Source organism: Streptomyces sp. CB02058, assembly GCF_001905505.1.
Classification (GTDB): domain Bacteria; phylum Actinomycetota; class Actinomycetes; order Streptomycetales; family Streptomycetaceae; genus Streptomyces.
Map to the genome: position 1 here is coordinate 632,774 of NZ_LIPG01000005.1, position 21,907 is coordinate 654,680.

The window sequence follows — 21,907 nt, forward strand, 5'->3', positions numbered from 1 at the left end:
CCGTCCCGGCCGGTGACCGTCCCGGCCGGTGACCGTCCCGGCCGGTCATCGTCCCGAACCGGTCACGCCCCCACCCGTCACGACCCGGACCGGTCACGCCTTCCGCCCGGTCACAGCCCGCTCGCCGCGACCGCCCCGTCCGGTGTCACTCATGCCTCCGGGTAGCGGCGCGGCGTCCAGACGATCTGCCGGCCGTCACCCCTGTCCACCCAACGGGTCTGCGAGGAGCCCACGATGAGGATCGTCCGCATGTCCACCTCCATCGGGTCCAGATCGGCGAGCCGCACCGTCCGTACGCTCTCCGACGGCCCTCCGACATCACGGCCGAGCACGACGGGCGTGTCCGGCGAGCGGTGCTCCAGCAGCAGGTCGCGGGCCTTGCCGACCTGCCAGGTCCGGCTGCGGGAGCCGGGGTTGTACAGCGCCATCACCAGGTCGGCCGTGGCCGCCGCGCGCAGCCGCTCGGCGATGACCTCCCACGGCTTGAGCCGGTCGGACAGCGAGATGGTGGCGTAGTCATGGCCCAGCGGCGCACCCGCCCGGGCCGCTGCGGCGTTGGCCGCGGTCACCCCGGGCAGCACCCGGACAGGGATGTCCGTGTACGGCTCCTGCGAGGCCACTTCGAGGACGGCCGTCGCCATGGCGAAGACCCCGGGGTCGCCACCGGACACCACGGCCACGCGGTGACCGCGGCGGGCCAGGTCCAGCGCGAATTCGGCGCGTTCCGACTCGACCTTGTTGTCGGAGCCGTGGCGCTGCTGGCCCGGCCGGACCGGCACCCGGTCCAGATACGTCGTGTAGCCGACCAGATCGTCGGCGGCGGCCAGCGCCCCCCGGGTCTCGGGCGTCAGCCAGAGCGGCCCGGCCGGCCCGGTGCCGACCACGACGACCTCACCGGTCTCCTGGCCGGGCGCGGGGCGGGGCGCGTCGATCCTGCTGGGCAGGACGGCCACCGCGAAGTACGGCACGGAGTCCGCGTCGGTGTCCGCGAGATCCCCGGTCCGCTCCCCGGCCATGGTCGCGCGCTCGACGTACCGCGCCTCGGACAGCCGCCCGGACGCCTCGAACGCGCGGCGCACAGCGGGGAAGGTGCGGCCCAGCTTCATCACCACAGCGGAGTCCGTGGCGGCGAGACGTGCCGTCAGCTCCTCCTCCGGCAGGGTGCCGGGGAGGATCGTCAGCACCTCCTCGGCCTCGACGAGCGGGGTGCCGAGCCGGGCGGCGGCGGCGCTGACGGAGGTGACACCGGGGATGACCTCGGTGACGTAACGGTCCGCGAGGCGCTTGTGCATGTGCTGGTACGAGCCGTAGAAGAGCGGGTCGCCCTCGGCGAGCACGGCGACGGTGCGCCCGGCGTCGAGGTGGGCCGCGAGACGGGCGGCGGCCTCGGTGTAGAAGTCGTCCAACGCGCCCCGGTAGCCGCCGGGGTGGTCCGTGGTCTCCGTGGTGACCGGGTAGACCAGCGCCTCCTCGATGTGGTCGGCGCGGAGGTACTGCGCGGCGATCGAGCGGGCGATGGAGCGGCCGTGCCGGGCGGAATGGTAGGCGACGACATCGGCCTCGCCGATGATCTGCACCGCGCGCACGGTCATCAGGGCCGGGTCGCCCGGGCCGAGCCCGACCCCGTACAGCCGCCCCGCGTTCGCGGCCGGCCCGGGGTTCCCGGTGTGCTGCTGCTCGGGCACGCTCACTCCTCCTCGCTGGCGATCGCGTTGAGGGCCGCGGCCGCGATGGCGCTGCCACCGCGCCGGCCCCGCACCACCAGGTGCTCCAGCCCCGACGGATGCGCGGCCAGCGCCTCCTTGGACTCGGCGGCGCCGATGAATCCGACGGGCACACCGATGACGGCGGCGGGGCGCGGGGCACCCTCCTCGATCATCTCCAACAGCCGGAAGAGCGCGGTGGGCGCGTTGCCGACGGCGACGACCGCACCCTCCATCCGGTCCCGCCACAGCTCCAGGGCAGCGGCGCTGCGGGTGGTGCCGAGCTTCGCCGCCAGTTCGGGCACGCCGGGGTCGGACAGGGTGCAGACCACGTCGTTGTTCGCGGGCAGGCGCTTGCGGGTGACCCCGCTGGCGACCATGGCCACGTCGCACAGGATGGGCGCACCGGACCGCAGGGCCGCGCGGGCGTCGGCCACGGCGTTCGGCGAGAAGGCGAGATCGCGTACGAGGTCGACCATGCCGCAGGCGTGGATCATGCGGACCGCGACCTGGCTCACGTCGGCGGGCAGCCCTGCCAGATCCGCCTCCGCACGGATGGTGGCGAAGGACTGGCGGTAGATCGCCGGTCCGTCCTTCTCGTACTGGTGCACAGTGCTGTCGCCTTCTTCATCGAATGTCGGACATGGAACGGATCGAAAAAACTGAACAGGGGGTCGATACGGGTGGTCAGGTGCGCGTGCCCCGGGCGGCGGCCACCGTCGCGGCGAGCGCGGCCGGGTCGTCCAGGACCGTCGTCGCCCCGGTGCTCCGATCTCCCCGTACATGGGAGATCCGGTGCCCGCCGGGAGTGGCGACCACGTCGATCCACTCCCCGTGCGGATGGCCGCACCGGCGTTCGCACCCGGACCAGTACACAGGGAGCAGTCCGACGGGGCCGACGGCGGCCCCCGCGTCGGCCCGCACGTCGGACAACGACTTCGCGCAGCCGGGCTGTCCGACGCAGGCCCCGACACCGGACCACGGGGAGCCGGGGCCGGTGATCAGGCCGGCTTCGGACAGTTCCCGCAGCAGCCCGTCCGCGCGGTGGGGCGCGATGCCGGTGACGACCGCTCCGCGCCAGGGGGTGAGCCGCAGCTCCCCGGCGCCGGACAGCAGCCGCCACTGCTCCGGGGCCGGCCGCCCCAGCGGCACACCGACCGACAGCGCGGCCTCGCCGCCGCCGTCCCGGATACGGCCGTGAGCCGGGGGCAGGGCTTCGAGGGGGCGCGGACGGACCTCCGGTACGCAGGTGATCCCGGCCCGCGTCAGCCGGCGTACGACCTCGTCGGGCAGCGCCGCCCCGGCGTCGTCCGGCAGGTCCTTCACCCGCCAGGCGCCGGTCTCGCGCGCGGTGTCCAGGAAGGCTTCCGCGGCGAGGAGCGCCGCGCGGGGGCCGTCGGTGGCGGGGACACGGAGCACGGCGTCACCGTGCCCGACGCGCAGCAGGCCGCCGCCGTCGGGGAGGCCCAGAAGTGTGAGGTCGGCCCCGAGGGCGTCCACGTCGCCGCGGCCGTCGTCGAGGGCGAACAGAAAGCGTCCGGAGAGCGCTGTCGCGCCCTCGCTCGCGCACAGCAGGCGGTCGAGTCCGGTCAGCCAGGGTCTGACATCGGTGGCCCCGAGGCCGTCGAGCCCGGAGAGCGGGGACGCGACCACGTTGCGCACCCGTTCATGGCGTGCGGAGGGCAGCAGTCCGGCCTCTTCCAGGGCCCCGGCCAGCTCCGCGCCGCAGTCCGGGGCGAGCCCCCGCAGCTGCACGTTCCCACGGGAGGTGAGATGCAACTCACCGTCACCGAAACGCTCGGCGGCCTGCCCGAGAACCATCGCCTGACGGGGCGTCAGAACCCCGCCGGGTATGCGTATCCGCGCCAGCGCACCGTCGTCCGCCCGGTGCAGCCGCAGTGCGCCGGGGCAGGCGTCACCGCTGCTCCGGGCGCACGCACCGCCCGGAGACCGGGACGGAAGGGGGGAGGCGGACATGGCGGCGAGCATACCCACCGTGACCGTGGCAGGCCCCTACGGTCACTGTGACCTACGGGACACCCGGCCCGCCTCCTGCCGGGCCGGGGGCCGTCTGGTCAGGACCCCCCACCCCCGGCCTACTATGCCTAGCGGCGGTCCGTTCGGCCCGCCATCGCCAGACGGCGACATGGGAGGAAGCCCGGTGAGATTCCGGCGCGGTCCCGCCACTGTGAGCCCGGCCCCGGCCGGGTGAGTCAGGAACTCCTGCCGTCCGACACCGCCCGGGGCGTGGACACCCCGAGGAAGGCCTGACGCCGCATGATCCTGCTCCTGTCGACGTCCGACACCGACCTGCTCAGCGCCCGCGCCTCCCAGGGTCCGGTCAGCTACCGCTACGCCAACCCCTCCCGGCTGCCGCTCGACGACCTCCCGCAGCTGCTGGACGGCACGGACCTCGTCGTCGTACGCCTCCTCGGTGGCGTCCGCGCCTGGCAGGACGGGCTCGACCAGGTGCTGGCAACCGGCCGCCCCGTCGTCGTGCTCACCGGTGAACAGGCCCCCGACGCCCAGCTGATGGCCGCCTCCACCGTGCCCATCGGCATCGCAGCCGAGGCGCACGCCTACCTCGCGCACGGCGGTCCGGCCAACCTGGAGCAGCTCGCCCGCTTCCTCTCCGACACCGTGCTCCTCACCGGCCACGGCTTCGAACCGCCCGCCCCGGCCCCCGCGTGGGGCCCGCTGGAGCGGACCGCCCGGGACGTCACGGGCCCGACCGTGGCCGTGCTCTACTACCGCGCCCACCACATGAGCGGGAACACCGCGTTCGTCGAGGCGCTCTGCACCGCCGTGGAGGACGCGGGCGCCCGCCCCCTCCCGCTGTACGTCGCCTCGCTCCGCACGCCCGAACCCGAGCTCATCGACGAACTCCGCGCCGCCGACGCCATCGTGACCACCGTTCTCGCGGCGGGCGGCACCAAGCCCGCCACCGCCTCGGCCGGCGGCGACGACGAGTCCTGGGACGCGGGCGCCCTCACCGGCCTGGACGTGCCCGTCCTCCAGGCGCTCTGCCTCACCAGCCCGCGCGCCGCCTGGGAGGAGAACGACGAGGGCGTCTCCCCGCTGGACGCGGCCACGCAGATCGCCGTGCCCGAGTTCGACGGCCGGCTGATCACCGTGCCGTTCTCCTTCAAGGAGATCGACGAGGACGGCCTCCCCGCCTACGTCGCCGACCCCGAGCGCGCCGCCCGGGTCGCCGGGATCGCCGTACGGCACGCCCGGCTCCGCCACATCCCGGCCGCCGAGAAGCGGATCGCGCTCGTCCTGTCGGCGTACCCGACCAAGCACTCCCGCATCGGCAACGCGGTCGGCCTCGACACCCCCGCGAGCGCCGTCGCCCTGCTGCGCAGGCTGCGTGCGGAGGGCTACGACTTCGGCCCGGAGGAGGAGATCCCGGGCCTGGTGTCCGGCGACGGCGACGAGCTGATCTACGCGCTCATCGAGGCGGGCGGCCACGACCAGGAGTGGCTGACCGAGGAGCAGCTGGCCCGCAACCCGGTCCGCATCCCCGCCGCCGACTACCGCCGCTGGTTCGCCACCCTGCCCGCCGAACTCCGGGCGTCCGTCGAGGAGCACTGGGGCCCGGCGCCCGGCGAGATGTTCGTCGACCGGTCCCGCAACCCGGAGGGCGACATCGTGCTCGCCGCCCTGCGGCGCGGCAATCTGCTGATCCTCATCCAGCCGCCGCGCGGCTTCGGCGAGAACCCGATCGCGATCTACCACGACCCCGATCTGCCGCCCTCGCACCACTACCTGGCCGCCTACCGCTGGATCGCCGCCTCCGCCGACGACAACGGCTTCGGCGCGGACGCGATGATCCACCTCGGCAAGCACGGCAACCTGGAGTGGCTGCCGGGCAAGAACGCCGGTCTCTCCGCCGCCTGCGGCCCCGACGCCGCGCTGGGCGATCTGCCGCTGGTCTACCCGTTCCTCGTCAACGACCCGGGTGAGGGCACCCAGGCCAAGCGCCGGGTGCACGCCACGCTCGTCGACCACCTCGTGCCGCCGATGGCGCGGGCCGACAGCTACGGCGACATCGCCCGCCTCGAACAGCTCCTGGACGAGCACGCCCAGATCGCCGCGATGGATCCGGCCAAGCTCCCTGCCGTCCGCGCCCAGATCTGGACCCTGATCCAGGCCGCGAAGCTGGACCACGACCTGGGCCTGGAGGACCGGCCGGAGGACGAGGGCTTCGACGAGTTCATCATGCATCTCGACGGCTGGCTCTGTGAGATCAAGGACGTCCAGATCCGCGACGGCCTGCACGTCCTGGGCGGCGCCCCGGCCGGGAAGGACCGCGTCAACCTGGTCCTCGCCGTCCTGCGCGCCCGCCAGATCTGGGGCGGCACCTCCTCGCTGCCGGGCCTGCGCGAGGCGCTCGGCCTGGACGAGTCGGCGGCCACCCGCACCGCGGCCGACGAGACCGAGGAGAAGGCCCGGGCCCTGGTCCAGGCGATGGAGGACGCGGACTGGGATCCGGCGGCCGTCGCCGCTGTCGCCGAGGGACACCCGCGGGCCGTCGCCGACATCCTCGCCTTCGCCGCCACCGAGGTCGTGCCCCGCCTCGCCGCGACGACCGACGAGCTCGCCCACACCGTCCACGCGCTGAACGGCGGCTTCGTCCCGGCGGGCCCCTCCGGTTCCCCGCTGCGCGGCCTGGTCAACGTCCTGCCGACCGGCCGCAACTTCTACTCCGTCGACCCGAAGGCCGTGCCGTCCCGTCTGGCCTGGGAGACCGGTCAGGCCCTCGCCGACTCGCTCCTGGAGCGCTACCGCGCGGACAACGGCGAGTGGCCCACCTCGGTCGGCCTCTCCCTGTGGGGCACCAGCGCCATGCGCACCGCGGGCGACGACATCGCCGAGGCGTTCGCCCTGCTCGGTGTGCGCCCCGTCTGGGACGACGCCTCGCGCCGGGTCACAGGCCTGGAAGCGATCCCGTACGAGGAGCTGGGCCGCCCCCGTATCGACGTCACGCTGCGCATCTCCGGCTTCTTCCGCGACGCGTTCCCGCACACCATCGGCCTGCTCGACGACGCCGTACGCCTCGCCGCCTCCCTCGACGAGCCCGCCGAGCGGAACTTCGTACGCGCCCACACCCAGGCCGACCTGGCCGAACACGGCGACGAGCGGCGCGCCACGACCCGTATCTTCGGCTCCAGGCCCGGTACGTACGGCGCCGGGCTGCTCCAGCTCATCGACTCCCGCGACTGGCGTACGGACGCCGACCTCGCCGAGGTGTACACGGTGTGGGGCGGTTACGCCTACGGCCGCGAGCTGGACGGGCGCCCGGCCAGGGACGAGATGGAGACCGCGTACAAGCGGATCGCGGTGGCGGCGAAGAACACCGACACCCGCGAGCACGACATCGCGGACTCGGACGACTACTTCCAGTACCACGGGGGCATGGTCGCGACCGTACGCGCGCTGAAGGGCACCGCCCCCGAGGCGTACATCGGCGACTCGACCCGGCCGGAGACCGTCCGTACGCGCACGCTGGTCGAGGAGACCTCGCGGGTCTTCCGTGCCCGGGTGGTCAACCCGAAGTGGATCGAGGCGATGCGCCGCCACGGGTACAAGGGCGCCTTCGAGCTCGCCGCAACGGTCGATTACCTGTTCGGTTACGACGCGACGACGGGTGTGGTCGCGGACTGGATGTACGACAAGCTGACCGAGACGTACGTCCTGGACCCGACGAACCGCGAATTCCTCCAGCAGGCCAATCCCTGGGCCCTCCACGGCATCGCGGAACGCCTCCTGGAAGCCGAGTCCAGGGGCATGTGGGCCGAGCCCGACCCGGCGGTGCTCGACGCGCTGCGCAAGGTCTTCCTGGAGACCGAGGGCGACCTCGAGGGCGAGGACTGAGGGGCTCTGCGTTGCTGCCTTCCCGTCCCAGGTCCAGTCTGGGGGAATGGGTGATCAGCCGAGCCCCGAGCTCCTCGCGTCCGTGCAGCGGGCGTTTCGCCTGATGGAGGCCGCTGAGGCCCACACGAACGGAGCCCCGGCGGGCCAGCTGGCGCGCGAGGCGGGCCTGGAACCGGACACCGCGCACCACGTCCTGCGCACGCTGGCCCGGGACGGATACCTGAGGAAGCTGGACGACGGCGGGTATGTCGTCGGTGACCTGCTGGGCCAGCTGCGGAAGGGGAACCCCGGGGAGGGGCGGCTCGCCGGGGTCCGGCCCGCCCTGGCCCAGCTGCGGGACGAGGTGTCGGCCGCCGCGTATCTCACCTTCTACGAGGACGGCGAGATCCGTGTCGCCGAGATCGTCGACGGTCCGCAGACGCCCCGGGTCGACCTCTGGGTGGGTTTCGAGGACGCCGGCCATGCCACCGCCCTCGGGAAGTGCGTGCTGCGCGAGCTGGACGAGGAGGCGCGCGGCGAGTACCTCTCCCGGCACTTCCTCGTCGACCTCACCCCCCGCACGATCACCCACCGCGAGGAGCTGGTCCGGCAGCTGGACACGCTGCCGACGCCGTCCGTGATGGACCGCGAGGAGTACGCCCTCGGCACGGTCTGCATCGCGGTGCCCGTGTACAGCGGGGACACGCTCGGCTCGCTCGGCATCTCCTTCCGGGCCGACAGGATGTACCGGACCTCCCAGGTCCTGGACATGCTGCTCTCCTCGGCGGGCCGGGTGTCCCGGGCCCTGTCGCTCACGCGCTGACGACCGAGAGCCCTCTCGCTCACGCGCGATGACGGCCGCGAGCCCTGTCGCTCACGCGCTGACGGGACCGCGGGTTCCGTCGCTCACGCGCCGACGGCCGCGGACCCGAAGCCTCCGCATACCGGCCGGTGTGGCATTCGTCACAGCAAAGCCATCGGTGCCGAAAGCAACTGCACCCTTTCGTCATTTCTGTCTCCACGGGCGGTCCGGCACCGGCCGGCACAGGTGAAGAATTCGTGTCCCTAGATAGGTGCCCCGGCCATACGATCACCTCGAGTCGCATCTGCGTGTCCCATTCCGCTGCGACCCCTTCTTCTCTTTTTCGTACCCCGAAGGGCTCTTGTGAAGATTCGCCGGATTCTCGCCACAGCTGTCGCCGCCGCGGTGACCACGCCCGTTCTCCTGCTCTCGGTCACCCCCGCCGTCGCCGAGACCAAGCCGGCCGCGCAGTCGCAGGACAAGCCGTCCGTCGCCGAGCTGGAGCTGGCCGCAGCCGCGGCCCAGACGGCGTACGACGACGCCGTGGCGGCCGAGAGCGCCGCCTACGCGGCCCTGGAGACGACACTGTCCGACACCACTCCGCTGGCCCTGGCCGCCGCTGCGGCCCACGCCGTCGCGGTGGACGCCGCCGCCGCCAAGACCGCCGCCGACCAGGCGGTCGTCGACGCCCAGGCGGCGCTCGACGCCCTCACCGACACGGCGACCGACGAGGAGAGGACCGCCGCGGAGACGGCCCTCACCGACGCGCAGGCCGCGGCCACCGCCGCGGCCGAGGCCAAGACCGACGCCGACGCCAAGGACGTCGAGGCCCAGGACGCGCGCGACGACGAGCGGGTCGCGGCGGCCCGGACGTACGAACAGGCGAAGAAGGCCACCGCGGCCGCGCTCGCCGACAAGAAGGCCGCCGACGAGGCGCTGGCCCAGGCCAAGGAGGAAGAGGCCGAGGAGGGCGGCGAGGAGGGCGAGGACTGCGTCCCCGAGAGCAAGCTCACCACCGTCGTGACGGGCCTTCCGTCCACCGTCGTCGCCGGCACGAAGGTCAACTTCAAGCTGCGGGTGACCAACGGCACCGACAAGAAGATGGACGAGGTCTTCCCGTTCGCCTACGTCCACGCGACCGACACGAGCGGCCTCAAGGACATCGACGACCTGGTGCACCTCCAGTGGTCCTCCGCCTCCAACTCGGGGTGGCAGAACGTCGACAACGAGCACTACATGGACGCCATCAGCCCGCTGAAGGCCGGCGCCCACGCCGACATCAAGATGCGCCTCACGATCGACGCCAAGGCCCCCGCGGGCAACGGTGTCACCTTCGTCGCGGGTGACTACTGGAACGAGGACGGCAGCTGCGGCGGAAGCCCCGACCTCGAGGGCTACGAGTTCATGATCGCCGCCGCGGGCACCGACCCGGGCGACGTCGACGACGCGAAGCCCGGCACGACCGAGCCGAACACGGACCTCAAGACGCAGACCGGCACGTCGGCCGACCCGGTGAACGGCACCCTCGCCTCGACGGGCTCGTCCTCCGCGACGTCGCAGCTCGCCCTCGCGAGCGGCGCGGCCCTGGCGATCGGCGCGGGCGCGGTCTTCGTCGTGCGCCGCCGCAAGGCCGGTACCCACGCCTGAGGCATGCGTGACGTGTGAGGCCCCGCCTCACGCCGGAGGGCCCGACACCGCACCGGTGCCGGGCCCTCCGCGCTGAGCGCGGACGGGGCGGGCCCGCTGCTGGGCCCTGCGTGCTGAGCGTGGGCGGGGCGGGCCCGGACCGGTCAGGAATCGAGAAGCGTGTCCGGGCGGCCGCGCATAGCTTCGTCGTATGGCTTCCATCGCATCCGTCACCCTCGAGGTGGCCGACCCCACCGCCGCCGAGCACTTCTACACCGCCGCCTTCGGGCTGGGCCCCGAGCTGCGCGTACGCGCCTCGGAGGCGCCGACGACCGGCTTCCGCGGCTTCACCCTGTCGCTCACGGTGTCCGGCCCCGCCACCGTCGACGGCTTCATCGCCTCCGCCCTCGACGCCGGTGCCACACCGGTGAAGCCCGCCACGAAGTCGTTCTGGGGCTACGGCGGCGTCGTACGCGCCCCGGACGGCGCCCTCTGGAAGATCGCCACCTCGGCCAAGCGGGACAAGAGCCCGGCCACCCGTGAGATCGACCAGTTCGTGCTGCTGCTGGGAGTCGACGACGTACTCGCGAGCAAGAAGTTCTACGTCGAGCACGGCCTCACCGTGGGCAAGAGCTTCGGCCGCAAGTACGTCGACTTCGACACGGAGTCGAGCCCCGTCAAGCTGGGCCTCTACGGCCGTCCCGCCCTCGCCAAGGACGCCGGCGTGGACCCCGAGGGCACTGGATCGCACCGGCTAGTGATCGCGGGCGGCAGCGGGCCCTTCACCGACCCGGACGGCTTCGCCTGGGAGGCGGACGAGCGGTGAATCCTGCTGCGCGGGCCCGCCGGGGCATGGCACGATCGCGCGGGTGACGAGCAGACCCGCCGAGACCCAGCAGCTGCGCGACCTGGCCCGGCTGCGCCGTGTGCGCGACAGGATCGACCGGGAGTACGCCCAGCCGCTGGACGTCGAGGCGCTCGCCCGCGGCGTGAACATGTCGGCGGGCCACCTGAGCCGCCAGTTCCGGCTCGCGTACGGCGAATCGCCGTACAGCTATCTGATGACGCGGCGGATCGAACGGGCGATGGCGCTGCTGCGCCGCGGGGACCTCAGCGTCACCGACGTCTGCTTCGAGGTCGGCTGCTCCTCGCTCGGCACCTTCAGCACGCGCTTCACGGAACTCGTCGGAATGCCGCCCAGCACCTACCGCCGCCAAGCGGAGAGCGGGGCGGCGGGGGTGCCGGCGTGCGTGGCGAAACAGGTCACCAGACCGGTCAGGAATCGAGAAGCCCGCACCCCCGAGCCGCCGCTAGCGTGAATGCCATGGACATCACCATTCACACCAGCGTCCTCCCGCACGACGACCCGGACGCCGCCCTGGCCTTCTACCGCGACACCCTCGGTTTCGAGGTCCGCAAGGACGTCGGGAACGGCGCGATGCGGTGGATCACGGTCGGCCCGGCCGGACAGCCCGACACATCCATCCTGCTGGCCCCGCCGGCCGTCGACCCCGGTGTCACCGAGGCCGAGCGCCGCACGGTCACCGAGATGATGGCCAAGGGGACGTACGGCTGGATCCTCCTGGCCACCAAGGACCTCGACGCCACCTTCGAGAAGGTGCAGGCGGGCGACGCCGAGGTCGTCCAGGAGCCCACCGAACAGCCCTACGGCATCCGCGACTGCGCGTTCCGCGACCCCGCGGGCAACCTGATCCGCATCCAGGAAGTGAGCTGAGCGGCCCGCGCCCGCCCGCCGTGTCGCGGCGGGCGGGAGGGGCTGCCGACGGCTGACCTCAGCTGCCGTCGGTCCCGGTCCCGGTCCCGGTCCCGGTCCCGGTCCCGGTCGCGGTCCCGGTCCCGGAGGCCGGGGTGGACCGCTCGATCAGGCCGTTGACCGTCTGGTCGCCGTGCGCGTCCATGGGCGTGGAGTAGTCGCCGACCGCCCAGAACGCTCCGGAGTCCCCGGCCGGGGCCAGATCGTAGAAGGAGTACGACGGCCACCGGGTGTCGCCGTCGGGTGCCGTCGCCCCCGCCTCCTTGGTCCAGGTGGTGCCGTCGAAGTGCCAGAACACCGGGTCCGCGTAAGCGGGTTCGGCCTGGTCGTTGCCCGTGACCCACAGGCCGCCGTGGCCGTCCGGCGCGATGGCGTGGACGTAGAAGGTGGCGAGTGCCCCGGTGATGTCCTCCCAGACGGCACCGTCCCAGCGCGCGACCCCGGGGACGGGCGCGGTGGCGTCGGGGTCCTCGGCCCACCCGGCGACGTAGACGCTGTCCGGGGACCCGGCGGCTGTCTCGGCGGTGTCCGTACCGGTACGCAGGGGAGGCGCGCCCATCAGCGTCCAGGTGGTGCCGTCCCAGTGGTACGTCACCGGGTGACCGCCCTTCACCGGGTATCGCATCCCGGTGGCGTAGGCGTCGTCCGCCGAGAGCGCGTCGATGTCCCGGATGTCGACACCGGCGGGCAGCCCGAAGGTCGTCCACGCGCCGTCGGCGTAGGTGTAGAGGGCGTTGCCGCCCTTGAAGAGCCGCCCGGGCTCGGCGTCGATCGGCACCTCGGGCCAGTCCTGGTCGGCCGCGCCGGCCGCCTGGACGGTGTTCCACCGCGTGCCGTCGAAGTGCACGAGTGCCTGGTCCCTGCCGACGGTCCCGTAGGCCCAGACATCGTCCGCGGCCACGGCACTGACCGCCGACCACTGCCAGACGGCGGGAAGCCCCGGAGCGGTGTCCTCGCTCCAGCTCACCCCGTCCCAGCGCATGATGACGCCCCCGCCGCCCTTGCGGCCGACCGCCCACGCGAGGTCCTCGCCGACGGAGGAGACGGACATCAGGGACCCGGCAGGACTGTCGCCTGAGAGGGCGACCTCCCAGCCGGAGGCTTCGGCCGCACCGGCTCCTCCGGCGGTGAGCAGGGTTGATGCCAGAGCCAATGGGACGGCCGTGGTGCGCAGGAGGTGCCGTACGAGCATCGGTGAGCGTTCCTTCGCGGTCGGGAGGACGTGTCGGGGATCCGGCACGGGCGCACGCCCGCTCCGGCCAGGGGACCAGACCTGCGGGCCGTGCCGATGGTTGTAAAGGGCAGGGAAAATCGCCTGGGTGAGGGTGCGTCAGCACCGTCTGTCGGCACCGGGCGTTGCCGCCGAAGACGGGACCGGCCGGGGCACGGCGGCGTACGGACGCTGAAGCCGCCGATCGCTTTGAGGCGGCGAGCGACGGTTTGATCACAACCAGATGACGTTATCCCTTGTAAGGCTCAACTAAGCACACAGAACCTTCACTTGATGTCATGCTGCTCCGGCTGAAACCAGAACCAGCAGATGGAGCACGTCACATGGCCGAAACTCAGCCCAACACCGCGTCCGGCGAGGGGACTTCCGCCTCGGCCGGAGGTGTCGTCGCGACCGGCGACGCCGGCGCCGTCCAGTTGTCAGGGGCGGCCATGAAGCGCCGCGGTCCCGTCGCCGTGTGGCTCGGCCTGACGATCATCACGCTCGGGATCTACCAGCTGGTCTGGTACTTCAAGATCCACAACGAGCTCCAGGAGTTCGACCGTCGCCGGCCCCTGAGCCCCGGCGGCAGCGTGCTGGTCCTGCTCTTCCTGGGCTGGACCGTGATCGCTCCGCTGATTTCCTTCAAGAACACCGGCAAGGCGATAGCGAACGCCCAGCGCGCGGCCGGCCTGCCGGTGACGTGCAGCCCCGCCGCGAGCATGTGGCTGATGTTCGTCTTCGGCCTGAACGTCTGGTACATGCAGCGCCAGCTCAACCTGGTCGTCGACGCCTACCCGGGCGCCGAGCCGGGCACGCAGGTCACTCTCGCTGCCTGAACCAGCTGCCGGGCCACGCGTTTGCTCCCCGGCCACGGGCGACCGAGCCGCCGATGCCGAAGGCGCCCACCGCACGCGGTGGGCGCCTTCGGCGTGTCATCGTCCTGGCCCGGACGACTCGAAACCGGGGCGGGGCCCCGATGGAACGCGGAGGCCCATGAGGTTCGCCGGCCCTCCTGGACGCGATGGCCGTACGCCGGTGAACGATGTACGCCGGTGAACGCCACCGGAAGCGCAGCCGTGGAAGGGCGTCCCGCGAGGCGTGGTCGTGACCTGCGTTTCGCGTTCGCCGCCGTATGGGCGGCCCTCCTGTTCGCGACCGCCGGGTCGCTGGGCGCGCTCACCGGCACGCTGCTGGTGATCTACCCGCTGTTCGACGTGGCCTGCGCGGTGGTGGACATCAGGTCCGCCCACAGGAACGGCCGGCCGGCGCGCGGCCTCTACGTGAACGTCGCGCTCAGCGCCCTCACCGCCGCCGGCCTCGCCGTCGCGGCCCACCTCCGGCATCCCGGCCGTACTGCGGATCTGGGGCGCCTGGGCCGTCACGGCGGGCATCGTCCAGCTCGTCGTCGGCGCATCCCGGCGCCAACTCGGCGGCCAGTGGGCCATGATCGCCAGCGGCGCCATCTCCGACCTCGCCGGTGTCTCGTTCTTCGCCCAGGCGGGCCAGGGTGGCGCCTCCCTGAGCAACCTGGTCGGCTACGCCTTCCTCGGAGGCGTCTTCTTCCTCGTCTCCGCACTCCGCCTGGGACGCACCCGCGAGGCATGACCCCCGGCCCGCCCGTCCGTCATGAGCCCGCCCGCCACGAGCCTCCGGTTCGCCGCGGACCGGGCTCGTGGCTCCGGGGTCTCCCGTCGCTCCGGCGTATGGCCCGGTGCGAGAACGGGCGAGGGATGCGAGAGCCGAACCCGTGAGGGGCTGCCCCCTGACCTGGTGGCATGGAGGAGAGCACATGGACGGTCCGGGCCTCGGAGCTCTTGCTCAGAGGTCGTCCACGTCGACCAGCCTGTCCTGGATGGCACGGGCGACGAGACTGGCCTTGGTCCGCGCGGGGCGGCCGACGTTCGCGTACTTGATCCGTACCCGGTCCAGATACGAGTTGACCGTCCGTACGGAGATGCCGAGGCGCTGCGCGACCAGCTCCTTCGACTCCGACTGGAACCACTCGATGAGCACGTTCTCCTCGCGACCGGAGAGCTGGGGCCGGTCGGCGCGGGCGTTCGTTCCCAGCGCGCCGGCCAGCGCGGGCGGCATGTAGGGCCGCTCATCGGCTGCCGCCAGTGTCGCCTCGACCAGGTGGTCCTTGCCCTCGCTCTTGGTCAGAAAGGTCGCGGCTCCCAGATCCAGGCAGCTGAGCGCGGTCTTCTCGTCGTCCCGCATCGTATAGACGACCACCTGCCGCCCGGCGTCGACGAGTCTTCGGAGATCGCCGAACGCGGAGCCGCCCTGGCCCAGTTGCAGATCCAGGATGACGACGTCGGCCGTGTCGCCCGGCGCGGTCCAGGCTTCCCGTACGGAGCCGCCTGCCGCGACCACGGTGATGGGCCGCGGCGATGCGCCGAACCACATCTCCACACCCGAGAGGATGGCGGGATGGTCGTCGATGACGACCACGCTGACCGGCGCGTCGGTATTCATGTCAGGTCAACTCCCGATGACGCCGATCTGCTCCAGCTCGCCTCGGCCCACACACTTTCGCCGTACGTGGTTCGCGTGACGGACACGTTCGGGTCCGTCACGCGGCCGTGCGACGGGGCAACCGCTGTCGTGGTGCGGCCGTGTGACGCACCAACCGCTTCCGTGGTGCGGCCGTCGGCACAGTCCACACCCACCACGCTCACACGGACGATGCCGGCGGTCCACACGACGGTGACCCGCGCCGTCGAGCGAGTACGGCCCAGAGTCACCGCCACCGGGTCGATCAGCTCCCTGCGTACCTCCACGGGTACCTCACCCGGCCGGCCGCGTACGGCCAGGCTCACCCTCACCCCCTGGCGCTCGGCCACCTCGACGCAGGCCCGCAACTCGTTCAGCAGCGGGTCGGCGACGGCATCGCCTTCGGCGAACAGGCGGCGCATACGGGCGGCCTCCACGCCGCACCTCAGCCTGACCTCCTCGTCGTGCGGACTCAGTGCACCGTGGCCGAGGCCCACGAGCAGCGGAACCGTCGTCGCCGTCAGCGCGCGGTAGCGCTCCTTGTGATCACTCTGCAGATGCTCGTGGATGCGCTTTTGGGTACGCAGCTCCTCCTCCCGGGAGGCCGCCGAGCCCGCTGCCGGCGCCGTGCCGTGGAGCAGGTGCGTCATCAGTACACCGACGGAGAGCTGGAGACCGCAGCTGCCGATCGTGGAGACCCCCAGGCCTGCCAGCTCGGCGGCGGTCGGCGTCCCGGACAAGGCCACAGCTGTCGCGTTGAGTGCTATGTGCGCCCCGAGGAACGCAGCGAAGACCGTGACCCGTAGGTCTGCCAGCAGGAACAGGGCATGCCAGCCGACCACTCCGAACGCCCAGTCCGCCGCACCCGTGGACTGCTCCGGCGGGAGTGTGAACGCGCACACCGCCGAAACGGCCAGCACCGAGCTCAGGCTCCAGCCGCGCACACTCGGCGGTATCTGCCTGCCACGCAGCAGGTAGGCCCCGCCGTTCACCGCGACGGCGGCGAGGCAGACGAAGGCGGCTGTCTGTGCCCACGCGGGGTGGTACACGTCCTGGTGGACCACGAGCCGGCGCAGCGAGATGGTGAACTGCCACACCAGGCTGATCAGCAGCGCCACCAGCTGGGCCCCGTAGAGGAGCTGCCCGCGGATGAAGCGGACGACAGCCAGGTGCTGCGTCTGGGCGCGGAGCGGGCGCGGTACGCCGGCCGCCTGCTCCTCCTCCCCTGTCAGTGCCGCCGGGGCCCGGCCGTGCCAGCGCCACTGCACTCGGGTTCCGGTGCCCGGACGCGAGGTGACGGAAGCTGAGCCTCCGACCGCGTGCATCCTGCCGATGATGGAACCGGATATGCCCCGGCGCCGTGCGGGAACGGAGTCCGGGTCGAAGCCTCCTCCCGCGTCGGACAGTTCGACGACGGCACCGTCCTCCTCCGCCCACGCCCTGAGTTCCGCTTCTCGCACCCCTGAATGGCGCGCAACGTTGGTGACGGCCTCCCGGACCCCGTTGAACATCGCGAGCCCGGGGCCGGACGGAATCGTGAGCGGGCCGTCGATGTGCGTCGTGAGCCGCACCCTGGCCTGACCCTCGCCCTCGGGCACGCAGCGGAGAAGCGCCGCGAGGTCGACGCTCCCTGTCTCGAAGCCGGGCATGGCGGACACGGCGTCCAGATCCTGTCTGGCACGCGGTGGCAGCCACGACCAGTCCCGGCCATTCCCCTGGGAGACCATCAGCAGCGTCGCGCTCGCCGTGTCGTGAAGGGTCGCGAGGTACTCGCGTTCGGTCGCCCACCGTGCGGCGGCGACGTCGGCCTCCCGGTGCAGGGCTGCCGTGGCCGAGGCCGACCGGTCGGCGGCCCTGGCCCGCGCCCTGACGATGAGGTAGCCGGCCCTCGCGAGGCCCACCTGGATCAGCATGCGTACCAGGGGGATCACGTCGAAGCTGTGCGCGGGTGAAGAGAGGATGTCCCCCAGCGCGCAGGCGGCAGCTCCCACCACGGCCAGGGCGGCGCCGGCCACGGGGCGCGTCGCCCACTCGAACTGGATAGCGATGACGCTGATGCCGACGATCACCTCCACCATGGCGTCCGCGCTCTCGCTGCCGAGCGCCGGCTGGGACAGCCCCGTCAACATCAGAACGGCCGCGTCCAACGCCCAGAGCAGGGCGAACGGGAGCGGGCGCCTCAGCGCGCGGAGGCGTACACCGCAGGCGAGAACAGCGGGCGCCAGCAGAGCCGTCGCCAGGGGAATCTCCGCGCTGTCCGCGGAGACGAGGCCCAGGGCGCTGCACAGACAGACCACGGCGGACCTGAGCCATACGCCGTACCGCTCGACGGTCAGGGTCAACAGGCGCTCGCTGTTGCCCCCGTGCCCCCCGCGCCGCATGAGGCCGAGAGTAGTGGACCGGCGAGCACGGCGGAATGGTATGTGGGGCGAACGACCGGCACACCCAGTGGCCTTGACGGGCTACCGTGCGCGTCTGAAGAGCGCACTCAGACACGGGGAATTCCATGCCGAGAATTGAGGCTCTGTACTGCACCCAGCGGGGCGCCGCAGGCTTCCCGAAGACGAAGAGGCCCCCCATCGGGGACGTCGTCACGCTCGGCACCCCGCACGCCGGAAGCACGAGGAGCAGGGTGGCGCTCTGCGGAAATCCCCAACAGGGCAAGGACATGATCCCGGGCAGAGAGTTCCTCAAGAACCTCCCTGGCACTCAACGACGTGATCTCCACCCAGTGAAAAGGGAGTTGCGATCGTCGCGTCAAGCACGACCGCACCGTCATCACCACGAACAAGCGAGGAAGAATGCGGAACACAGCGCGTAGCAAGAGGCTTGGGGCCGCAGCGGCACTGGGTGCACTGACGGTGCTTCTCGTCAGCGGATGCTCCTTCAGCATCGGCGACGCGGAGAAGAAGGACCCGACGACGGCCGGCACGGACGCGCCCGCCGAGGAGAGCCCGGCCGCCGAGGCGCCGGCGGAGGAGTCGACACCGCCCGCCGGCGACCCCACGGCGCCCGAGAACACGGGCGTCAACGAGGGCGGAGCAGTCCACAAGGCACGGGTCGCGCAGACGATCTCCGACAAGCTCGCCGCGGACACCGGCAAGCGTCCCGACAAGGTCACCTGCCCCGAGCACCTGCCGGCCCGGGTCGGCGCCACGATCCGCTGCGAACTCAACGCCGGCAGCGACACGCTCGGCATCACGGTCACGGCCACCGCGGTCAACGGCAAGCAGGTCAACTACAACTTCAAGGTCGACGAAAGCACCCAGTGATCACGACGACCCGGAAGCCGATGAACAGGTGAGGGGCGGCCCCTCCGGTTCGCCGGGGCCGAACCTGAGGTGTCCCTCGTCCCGGATCCCCCTGGACCGCGTCGTGGTCACGCCGGTGACGAGGGCGTCGGAGATACACCGGCGGTCTGCCTTAGGCACCTGGGATTCATAACCGCACCACCTGAGCCCGAGCAGCGTGCACGTTGCCCGGCCGACGCCGTGCGGTAAAACATCCGGCCCATCACGCCCCTGTGGGTCGCGAAGGGCCGCACCGCCTCCCTGATCGACCGGGAACCCCGGCCCGCGTGGACACATGCGGTCGAAGATCGTCGGCAACGTCGAAGGCCCCCGCAGCGAGCTGCGGGGGCCTTCGACGTATTGCCCGGTGAGAGCAATGGCGGAGGATACGAGATTCGAACTCGTGAGGGGTTGCCCCCAACACGCTTTCCAAGCGTGCGCCCTAGGCCACTAGGCGAATCCTCCGCCGCAAACAATACAAGACGTTGGAGGGTGCTCGCGAACACGTTCCCCGTAGATCGTTCCGGACCGTCCTCCCGGAGGGCCGGAGCGGGGGTGAGGGTGGACGGCGGGGGGCTGGGATCGGTTAAGGTGGGCGTCAGCCCCTCACGTGGCGCTATCTGACTGAACTCCCCCAGGGCCGGAAGGCAGCAAGGGTAGGTTGGCTCTGGCGGGTGCGTGGGGGGCCCTTGCGTGTCCGGGGTGTGGTTTCCCACCGGGCGCTCGCTCCCGGGGCGGGACCGGTTGTCGGTCCGCCCCGATAACCTCGTATGTGTGTCGTCCCTTGCGCTGTACCGCCGCTATCGCCCCGAGTCCTTCGCCGAGGTCATCGGTCAGGAGCATGTCACTGACCCGCTGCAGCAGGCCCTGCGGAACAACCGGGTCAATCACGCGTACCTGTTCAGCGGGCCGCGCGGCTGCGGGAAGACGACCAGTGCGCGCATCCTCGCGCGCTGTCTGAACTGCGAGCAGGGGCCCACGCCGACCCCGTGCGGGGAGTGCCAGTCCTGCCGTGACCTGGCGCGCAACGGGCCGGGTTCGATCGACGTCATCGAGATCGACGCCGCGTCGCACGGTGGTGTGGACGATGCCCGTGACCTGCGGGAGAAGGCCTTCTTCGGGCCCGCTTCCAGCCGGTACAAGATCTACATCATCGACGAGGCGCACATGGTCACCCCGGCAGGGTTCAACGCCCTGCTGAAGGTGGTCGAGGAGCCGCCGGAGCATCTGAAGTTCATCTTCGCGACCACCGAGCCCGAGAAGGTCATCGGGACGATCCGCTCGCGTACGCACCACTACCCCTTCCGGTTGGTCCCGCCCGGGACGCTGCGCGGCTATCTCGCGGAGGTGTGCGGCAAGGAGAACAGCTTCGTCGAGGACGGGGTGCTGCCGCTCGTGGTGCGGGCCGGTGCGGGATCCGTGCGTGACTCGATGTCCGTCATGGACCAGCTGCTCGCCGGAGCGGGCGACGACGGTGTGACATACGCCATGGCGACCTCGCTCCTCGGATATACGGACGGGTCCCTGCTGGACTCGATCGTGGACGCCTTCGCGGCTGGCGACGGGGCGGCGGCCTTCGAGGTCGTGGACCGGGTGATCGAGGGCGGGAACGACCCGCGGCGCTTCGTCGCCGACCTGCTGGAGCGGCTGCGTGACCTGGTGATCCTGGCCGCGGTGCCGGATGCCGGGGAGAAGGGGCTCATCGACGCGCCCGCCGATGTGGTGGAGCGGATGCAGGCCCAGGCGTCCGTGTTCGGCGCCGCGGAGCTCAGCCGTGCCGCCGATCTGGTCAACGAGGGCCTCACCGAGATGCGCGGGGCCACTTCGCCGCGGCTCCAGGTGGAGCTGATCTGCGCCCGGGTGCTGCTGCCCGCCGCGTTCGACGACGAGCGTTCGCTCCAGGCCCGGCTCGACCGGCTGGAGCGCGGCGCGTCCTTCGCCACGGCCGGGCCGGGCCCCGCCATGGGGTACGTGCCGGGGCCGGAGGCCCATGGCCCCTCCGCCGGGCTGCCCGGCACCGGCCCCGTGGGAGGGCCCGGCGGAGGTCCCGCAGCGGCCCGTGCCGCGGCCCGGGGCGAGGCGGCCCCGGTGGCGGCCCCCGTCGAGGACGTACCCAGGGCGCCCATGGCCGCCGAGCCCGCCGCGCCGCAGGAGGCGTCACCCGCCCCCCAGCCGGCCGCCCCCCAGCAGCCCGCCGGGCAGCGTCCCGGGGCGTGGCCCGCGGCGGCCGGAGCCGGCAGTGGCGCGGCCGAGCCCGCGCGGCGGCCCGGTGGCTGGCCGACCGCTTCCGCGCCCGGCAGCGGCCCGACGGCCGCACCGCAGGCACAGGCGCCCGCGCCTCCCCCCGTCCAGGCCGCCCCGGCCCCCGCCGCGCAGGCGCCCGCGCCGGGCGGGCCGGGCATGGCCCAGGGCGCGGCCCAGGTGCGGAACATGTGGCCGGACATCCTGGAGGCCGTGAAGAACCGCCGCCGGTTCACCTGGATCCTGCTCAGCCAGAACGCCCAGGTCACAGGCTTCGACGGCAGCACACTCCAGCTCGGTTTCCTCAACGCCGGAGCCCGCGACACCTTCTCCAGCAGCGGCAGCGAGGAAGTGCTGAAGCAGGCGCTCGCCGAGCAGTTCAACGCCACCTGGCGGGTGGACGCGGTCGTCGACCCGTCCGGCGGCGGCGGAACGCCCCCGCAGACCGGTGGCGGCGGCGGAGGCAGGCCCCCGGCCGCTCCCTACCAGCCCCCGCCCGCCCCGCCGGCTCCGTCGTACGAGCCCCGGCCCGCCCCGGCCCCGCAGGCTCCGCCGCCCGGCGGGCAGTCCTCGCCCCAGCAGGGCGGGCAGCCCGAGCAGTCCTCGTACGACAGGGTGGCGGCCCCGGAACCGCCTCGTTCGGTCGCGCCCGAGGACGACACCGCCGAGGCGGACGATCCCGACCTGGTCGACTCCGCGCTCTCCGGGCACGACCTGATCGTCCGCGAGCTGGGCGCCACGGTGGTCGAGGAGTTCACCAACGAGTGACGGGCGGCGAGTGGCGTTCCACGAAGGGACGGTGGCGCGTCCCTTTCCGCGCGTGGGTCGCGACGAGTCCCTGACCATCAGAGGTCCCCGACCACCAGGGGTCCCGACCACCAGGGGAGAGCCCCGGCCCGTCCCCCGAGC

At 72.3% G+C, this 21,907-nt stretch carries 15 protein-coding genes, 1 tRNA gene, 1 other RNA gene, 1 pseudogene and 1 riboswitch; of the genes and pseudogenes, 11 read left to right on the forward strand and 7 right to left on the reverse strand.

What is annotated here, in order from left to right; all coding sequences use genetic code 11:
• Positions 1-149: 149 nt before the first annotated feature.
• The 3 genes from cobJ to cobG all read right to left on the reverse strand — a co-directional run bounded on the left by cobJ (position 150) and on the right by cobG (position 3,692).
• Complete coding sequence (cobJ, locus tag AMK10_RS27730) at positions 150-1,691, reverse strand: precorrin-3B C(17)-methyltransferase (RefSeq protein WP_107428511.1); 1,542 nt, start codon at positions 1,689-1,691, stop codon at positions 150-152.
• Positions 1,688-2,314, reverse strand: coding sequence for a precorrin-8X methylmutase (locus AMK10_RS27735; protein ID WP_073750881.1), 627 nt, complete (start codon positions 2,312-2,314; stop codon positions 1,688-1,690). Before AMK10_RS27735 ends, cobJ begins: the two co-directional genes overlap by 4 nt.
• 76 nt (positions 2,315-2,390) lie before the next feature.
• Positions 2,391-3,692: a precorrin-3B synthase gene (gene cobG / locus AMK10_RS27740; protein ID WP_073750882.1), complete on the reverse strand. Its 1,302-nt coding sequence runs from the start codon at positions 3,690-3,692 to the stop codon at positions 2,391-2,393.
• A gap of 161 nt (positions 3,693-3,853) precedes the next feature.
• Positions 3,854-3,926, forward strand: a riboswitch (cobalamin riboswitch).
• A gap of 54 nt (positions 3,927-3,980) precedes the next feature.
• On the opposite strand from cobG, the gene cobN reads away from it, so the two are divergent.
• From cobN to AMK10_RS27770, 6 genes are all read left to right on the forward strand, one after another.
• Entirely contained in the window at positions 3,981-7,580 is a 3,600-nt protein-coding gene (gene cobN, locus AMK10_RS27745) for a cobaltochelatase subunit CobN (RefSeq protein ID WP_073750883.1), read from the forward strand.
• A 46-nt stretch (positions 7,581-7,626) separates the two neighbouring features.
• Entirely contained in the window at positions 7,627-8,382 is a 756-nt protein-coding gene (locus AMK10_RS27750) for an IclR family transcriptional regulator (protein ID WP_073750884.1), read from the forward strand.
• A gap of 342 nt (positions 8,383-8,724) precedes the next feature.
• Positions 8,725-10,008 (forward strand): LAETG motif-containing sortase-dependent surface protein, encoded by a 1,284-nt coding sequence (locus tag AMK10_RS27755; protein WP_073750885.1) that lies wholly within the window; start codon positions 8,725-8,727, stop codon positions 10,006-10,008.
• Positions 10,009-10,198: 190 nt separating this feature from the next.
• Positions 10,199-10,813: a glyoxalase gene (locus tag AMK10_RS27760; protein WP_073750886.1), complete on the forward strand. Its 615-nt coding sequence runs from the start codon at positions 10,199-10,201 to the stop codon at positions 10,811-10,813.
• Between the two features lie 43 nt (positions 10,814-10,856).
• A complete protein-coding gene (locus tag AMK10_RS27765; protein ID WP_073750887.1) occupies positions 10,857-11,306 on the forward strand; it encodes a helix-turn-helix transcriptional regulator in 450 nt (149 codons plus the stop codon).
• 5 nt (positions 11,307-11,311) lie between these two features.
• Complete coding sequence (locus AMK10_RS27770) at positions 11,312-11,722, forward strand: VOC family protein (RefSeq protein WP_073751063.1); 411 nt, start codon at positions 11,312-11,314, stop codon at positions 11,720-11,722.
• 58 nt (positions 11,723-11,780) lie between these two features.
• On the opposite strand, the gene AMK10_RS27775 is transcribed toward AMK10_RS27770, so the two are convergent.
• The gene (locus AMK10_RS27775; RefSeq protein WP_073750888.1) at positions 11,781-12,953 is read right to left on the reverse strand and encodes a hypothetical protein; all 1,173 of its coding nucleotides are present in this window, start codon (positions 12,951-12,953) and stop codon (positions 11,781-11,783) included.
• 362 nt (positions 12,954-13,315) lie between these two features.
• On the opposite strand from AMK10_RS27775, the gene AMK10_RS27780 reads away from it, so the two are divergent.
• Both AMK10_RS27780 and AMK10_RS27785 read left to right on the forward strand, forming a co-directional pair.
• Positions 13,316-13,810, forward strand: a complete 495-nt coding sequence (locus tag AMK10_RS27780) for a DUF4234 domain-containing protein (protein WP_073750889.1) — start codon at positions 13,316-13,318, stop codon at positions 13,808-13,810.
• A gap of 216 nt (positions 13,811-14,026) precedes the next feature.
• A pseudogene (locus tag AMK10_RS27785) lies at positions 14,027-14,579 on the forward strand (hypothetical protein).
• 213 nt (positions 14,580-14,792) lie between these two features.
• Here the strand turns inward: AMK10_RS27785 and AMK10_RS27790 are convergent.
• Both AMK10_RS27790 and AMK10_RS27795 read right to left on the reverse strand, forming a co-directional pair.
• The gene (locus tag AMK10_RS27790) at positions 14,793-15,449 is read right to left on the reverse strand and encodes a response regulator transcription factor (protein WP_198959797.1); all 657 of its coding nucleotides are present in this window, start codon (positions 15,447-15,449) and stop codon (positions 14,793-14,795) included.
• Positions 15,446-17,848, reverse strand: a complete 2,403-nt coding sequence (locus tag AMK10_RS27795) for an ATP-binding protein (protein ID WP_073750890.1) — start codon at positions 17,846-17,848, stop codon at positions 15,446-15,448. The genes AMK10_RS27790 and AMK10_RS27795 overlap by 4 nt, the downstream gene beginning before the upstream one ends.
• A 480-nt stretch (positions 17,849-18,328) precedes the next feature.
• Here AMK10_RS27795 and AMK10_RS27800 point away from each other — a divergent pair, with 480 nt between their 5' ends.
• Positions 18,329-18,739 carry a DUF4333 domain-containing protein gene (locus tag AMK10_RS27800; RefSeq protein ID WP_198959798.1) on the forward strand — a complete coding sequence of 137 codons (411 nt, stop codon included), beginning with the start codon at positions 18,329-18,331 and terminating at the stop codon, positions 18,737-18,739.
• Positions 18,740-19,134: 395 nt separating this feature from the next.
• Here AMK10_RS27800 and AMK10_RS27805 read toward each other — a convergent pair.
• Positions 19,135-19,222: transfer RNA gene (locus tag AMK10_RS27805), tRNA-Ser, on the reverse strand.
• A 133-nt stretch (positions 19,223-19,355) separates the two neighbouring features.
• On the opposite strand from AMK10_RS27805, the gene ffs reads away from it, so the two are divergent.
• Positions 19,356-19,450, forward strand: an RNA gene (gene ffs, locus AMK10_RS27810) — signal recognition particle sRNA small type.
• Between the two features lie 81 nt (positions 19,451-19,531).
• Positions 19,532-21,766 (forward strand): DNA polymerase III subunit gamma and tau, encoded by a 2,235-nt coding sequence (locus AMK10_RS27815; RefSeq protein WP_073750892.1) that lies wholly within the window; start codon positions 19,532-19,534, stop codon positions 21,764-21,766.
• Positions 21,767-21,907: the final 141 nt, after the last annotated feature.

What these genes read in the sequence shown, in the direction of transcription:
- AMK10_RS27760 (WP_073750886.1), top strand. Translation starts at nt 10,199, where the DNA reads ATGGCTTCCATCGCATCCGTCACCCTCGAGGTGGCCGACCCCACCGCC.
- AMK10_RS27750 (WP_073750884.1), top strand. Translation starts at nt 7,627, where the DNA reads ATGGGTGATCAGCCGAGCCCCGAGCTCCTCGCGTCCGTGCAGCGGGCG.
- AMK10_RS27795 (WP_073750890.1), bottom strand. Translation starts at nt 17,848, where the DNA reads ATGCGGCGCGGGGGGCACGGGGGCAACAGCGAGCGCCTGTTGACCCTG.
- AMK10_RS27780 (WP_073750889.1), top strand. Translation starts at nt 13,316, where the DNA reads ATGGCCGAAACTCAGCCCAACACCGCGTCCGGCGAGGGGACTTCCGCC.
- cobN (WP_073750883.1), top strand. Translation starts at nt 3,981, where the DNA reads ATGATCCTGCTCCTGTCGACGTCCGACACCGACCTGCTCAGCGCCCGC.
- AMK10_RS27770 (WP_073751063.1), top strand. Translation starts at nt 11,312, where the DNA reads ATGGACATCACCATTCACACCAGCGTCCTCCCGCACGACGACCCGGAC.
- cobG (WP_073750882.1), bottom strand. Translation starts at nt 3,692, where the DNA reads ATGCTCGCCGCCATGTCCGCCTCCCCCCTTCCGTCCCGGTCTCCGGGC.
- AMK10_RS27775 (WP_073750888.1), bottom strand. Translation starts at nt 12,953, where the DNA reads ATGCTCGTACGGCACCTCCTGCGCACCACGGCCGTCCCATTGGCTCTG.
- AMK10_RS27790 (WP_198959797.1), bottom strand. Translation starts at nt 15,449, where the DNA reads ATGAATACCGACGCGCCGGTCAGCGTGGTCGTCATCGACGACCATCCC.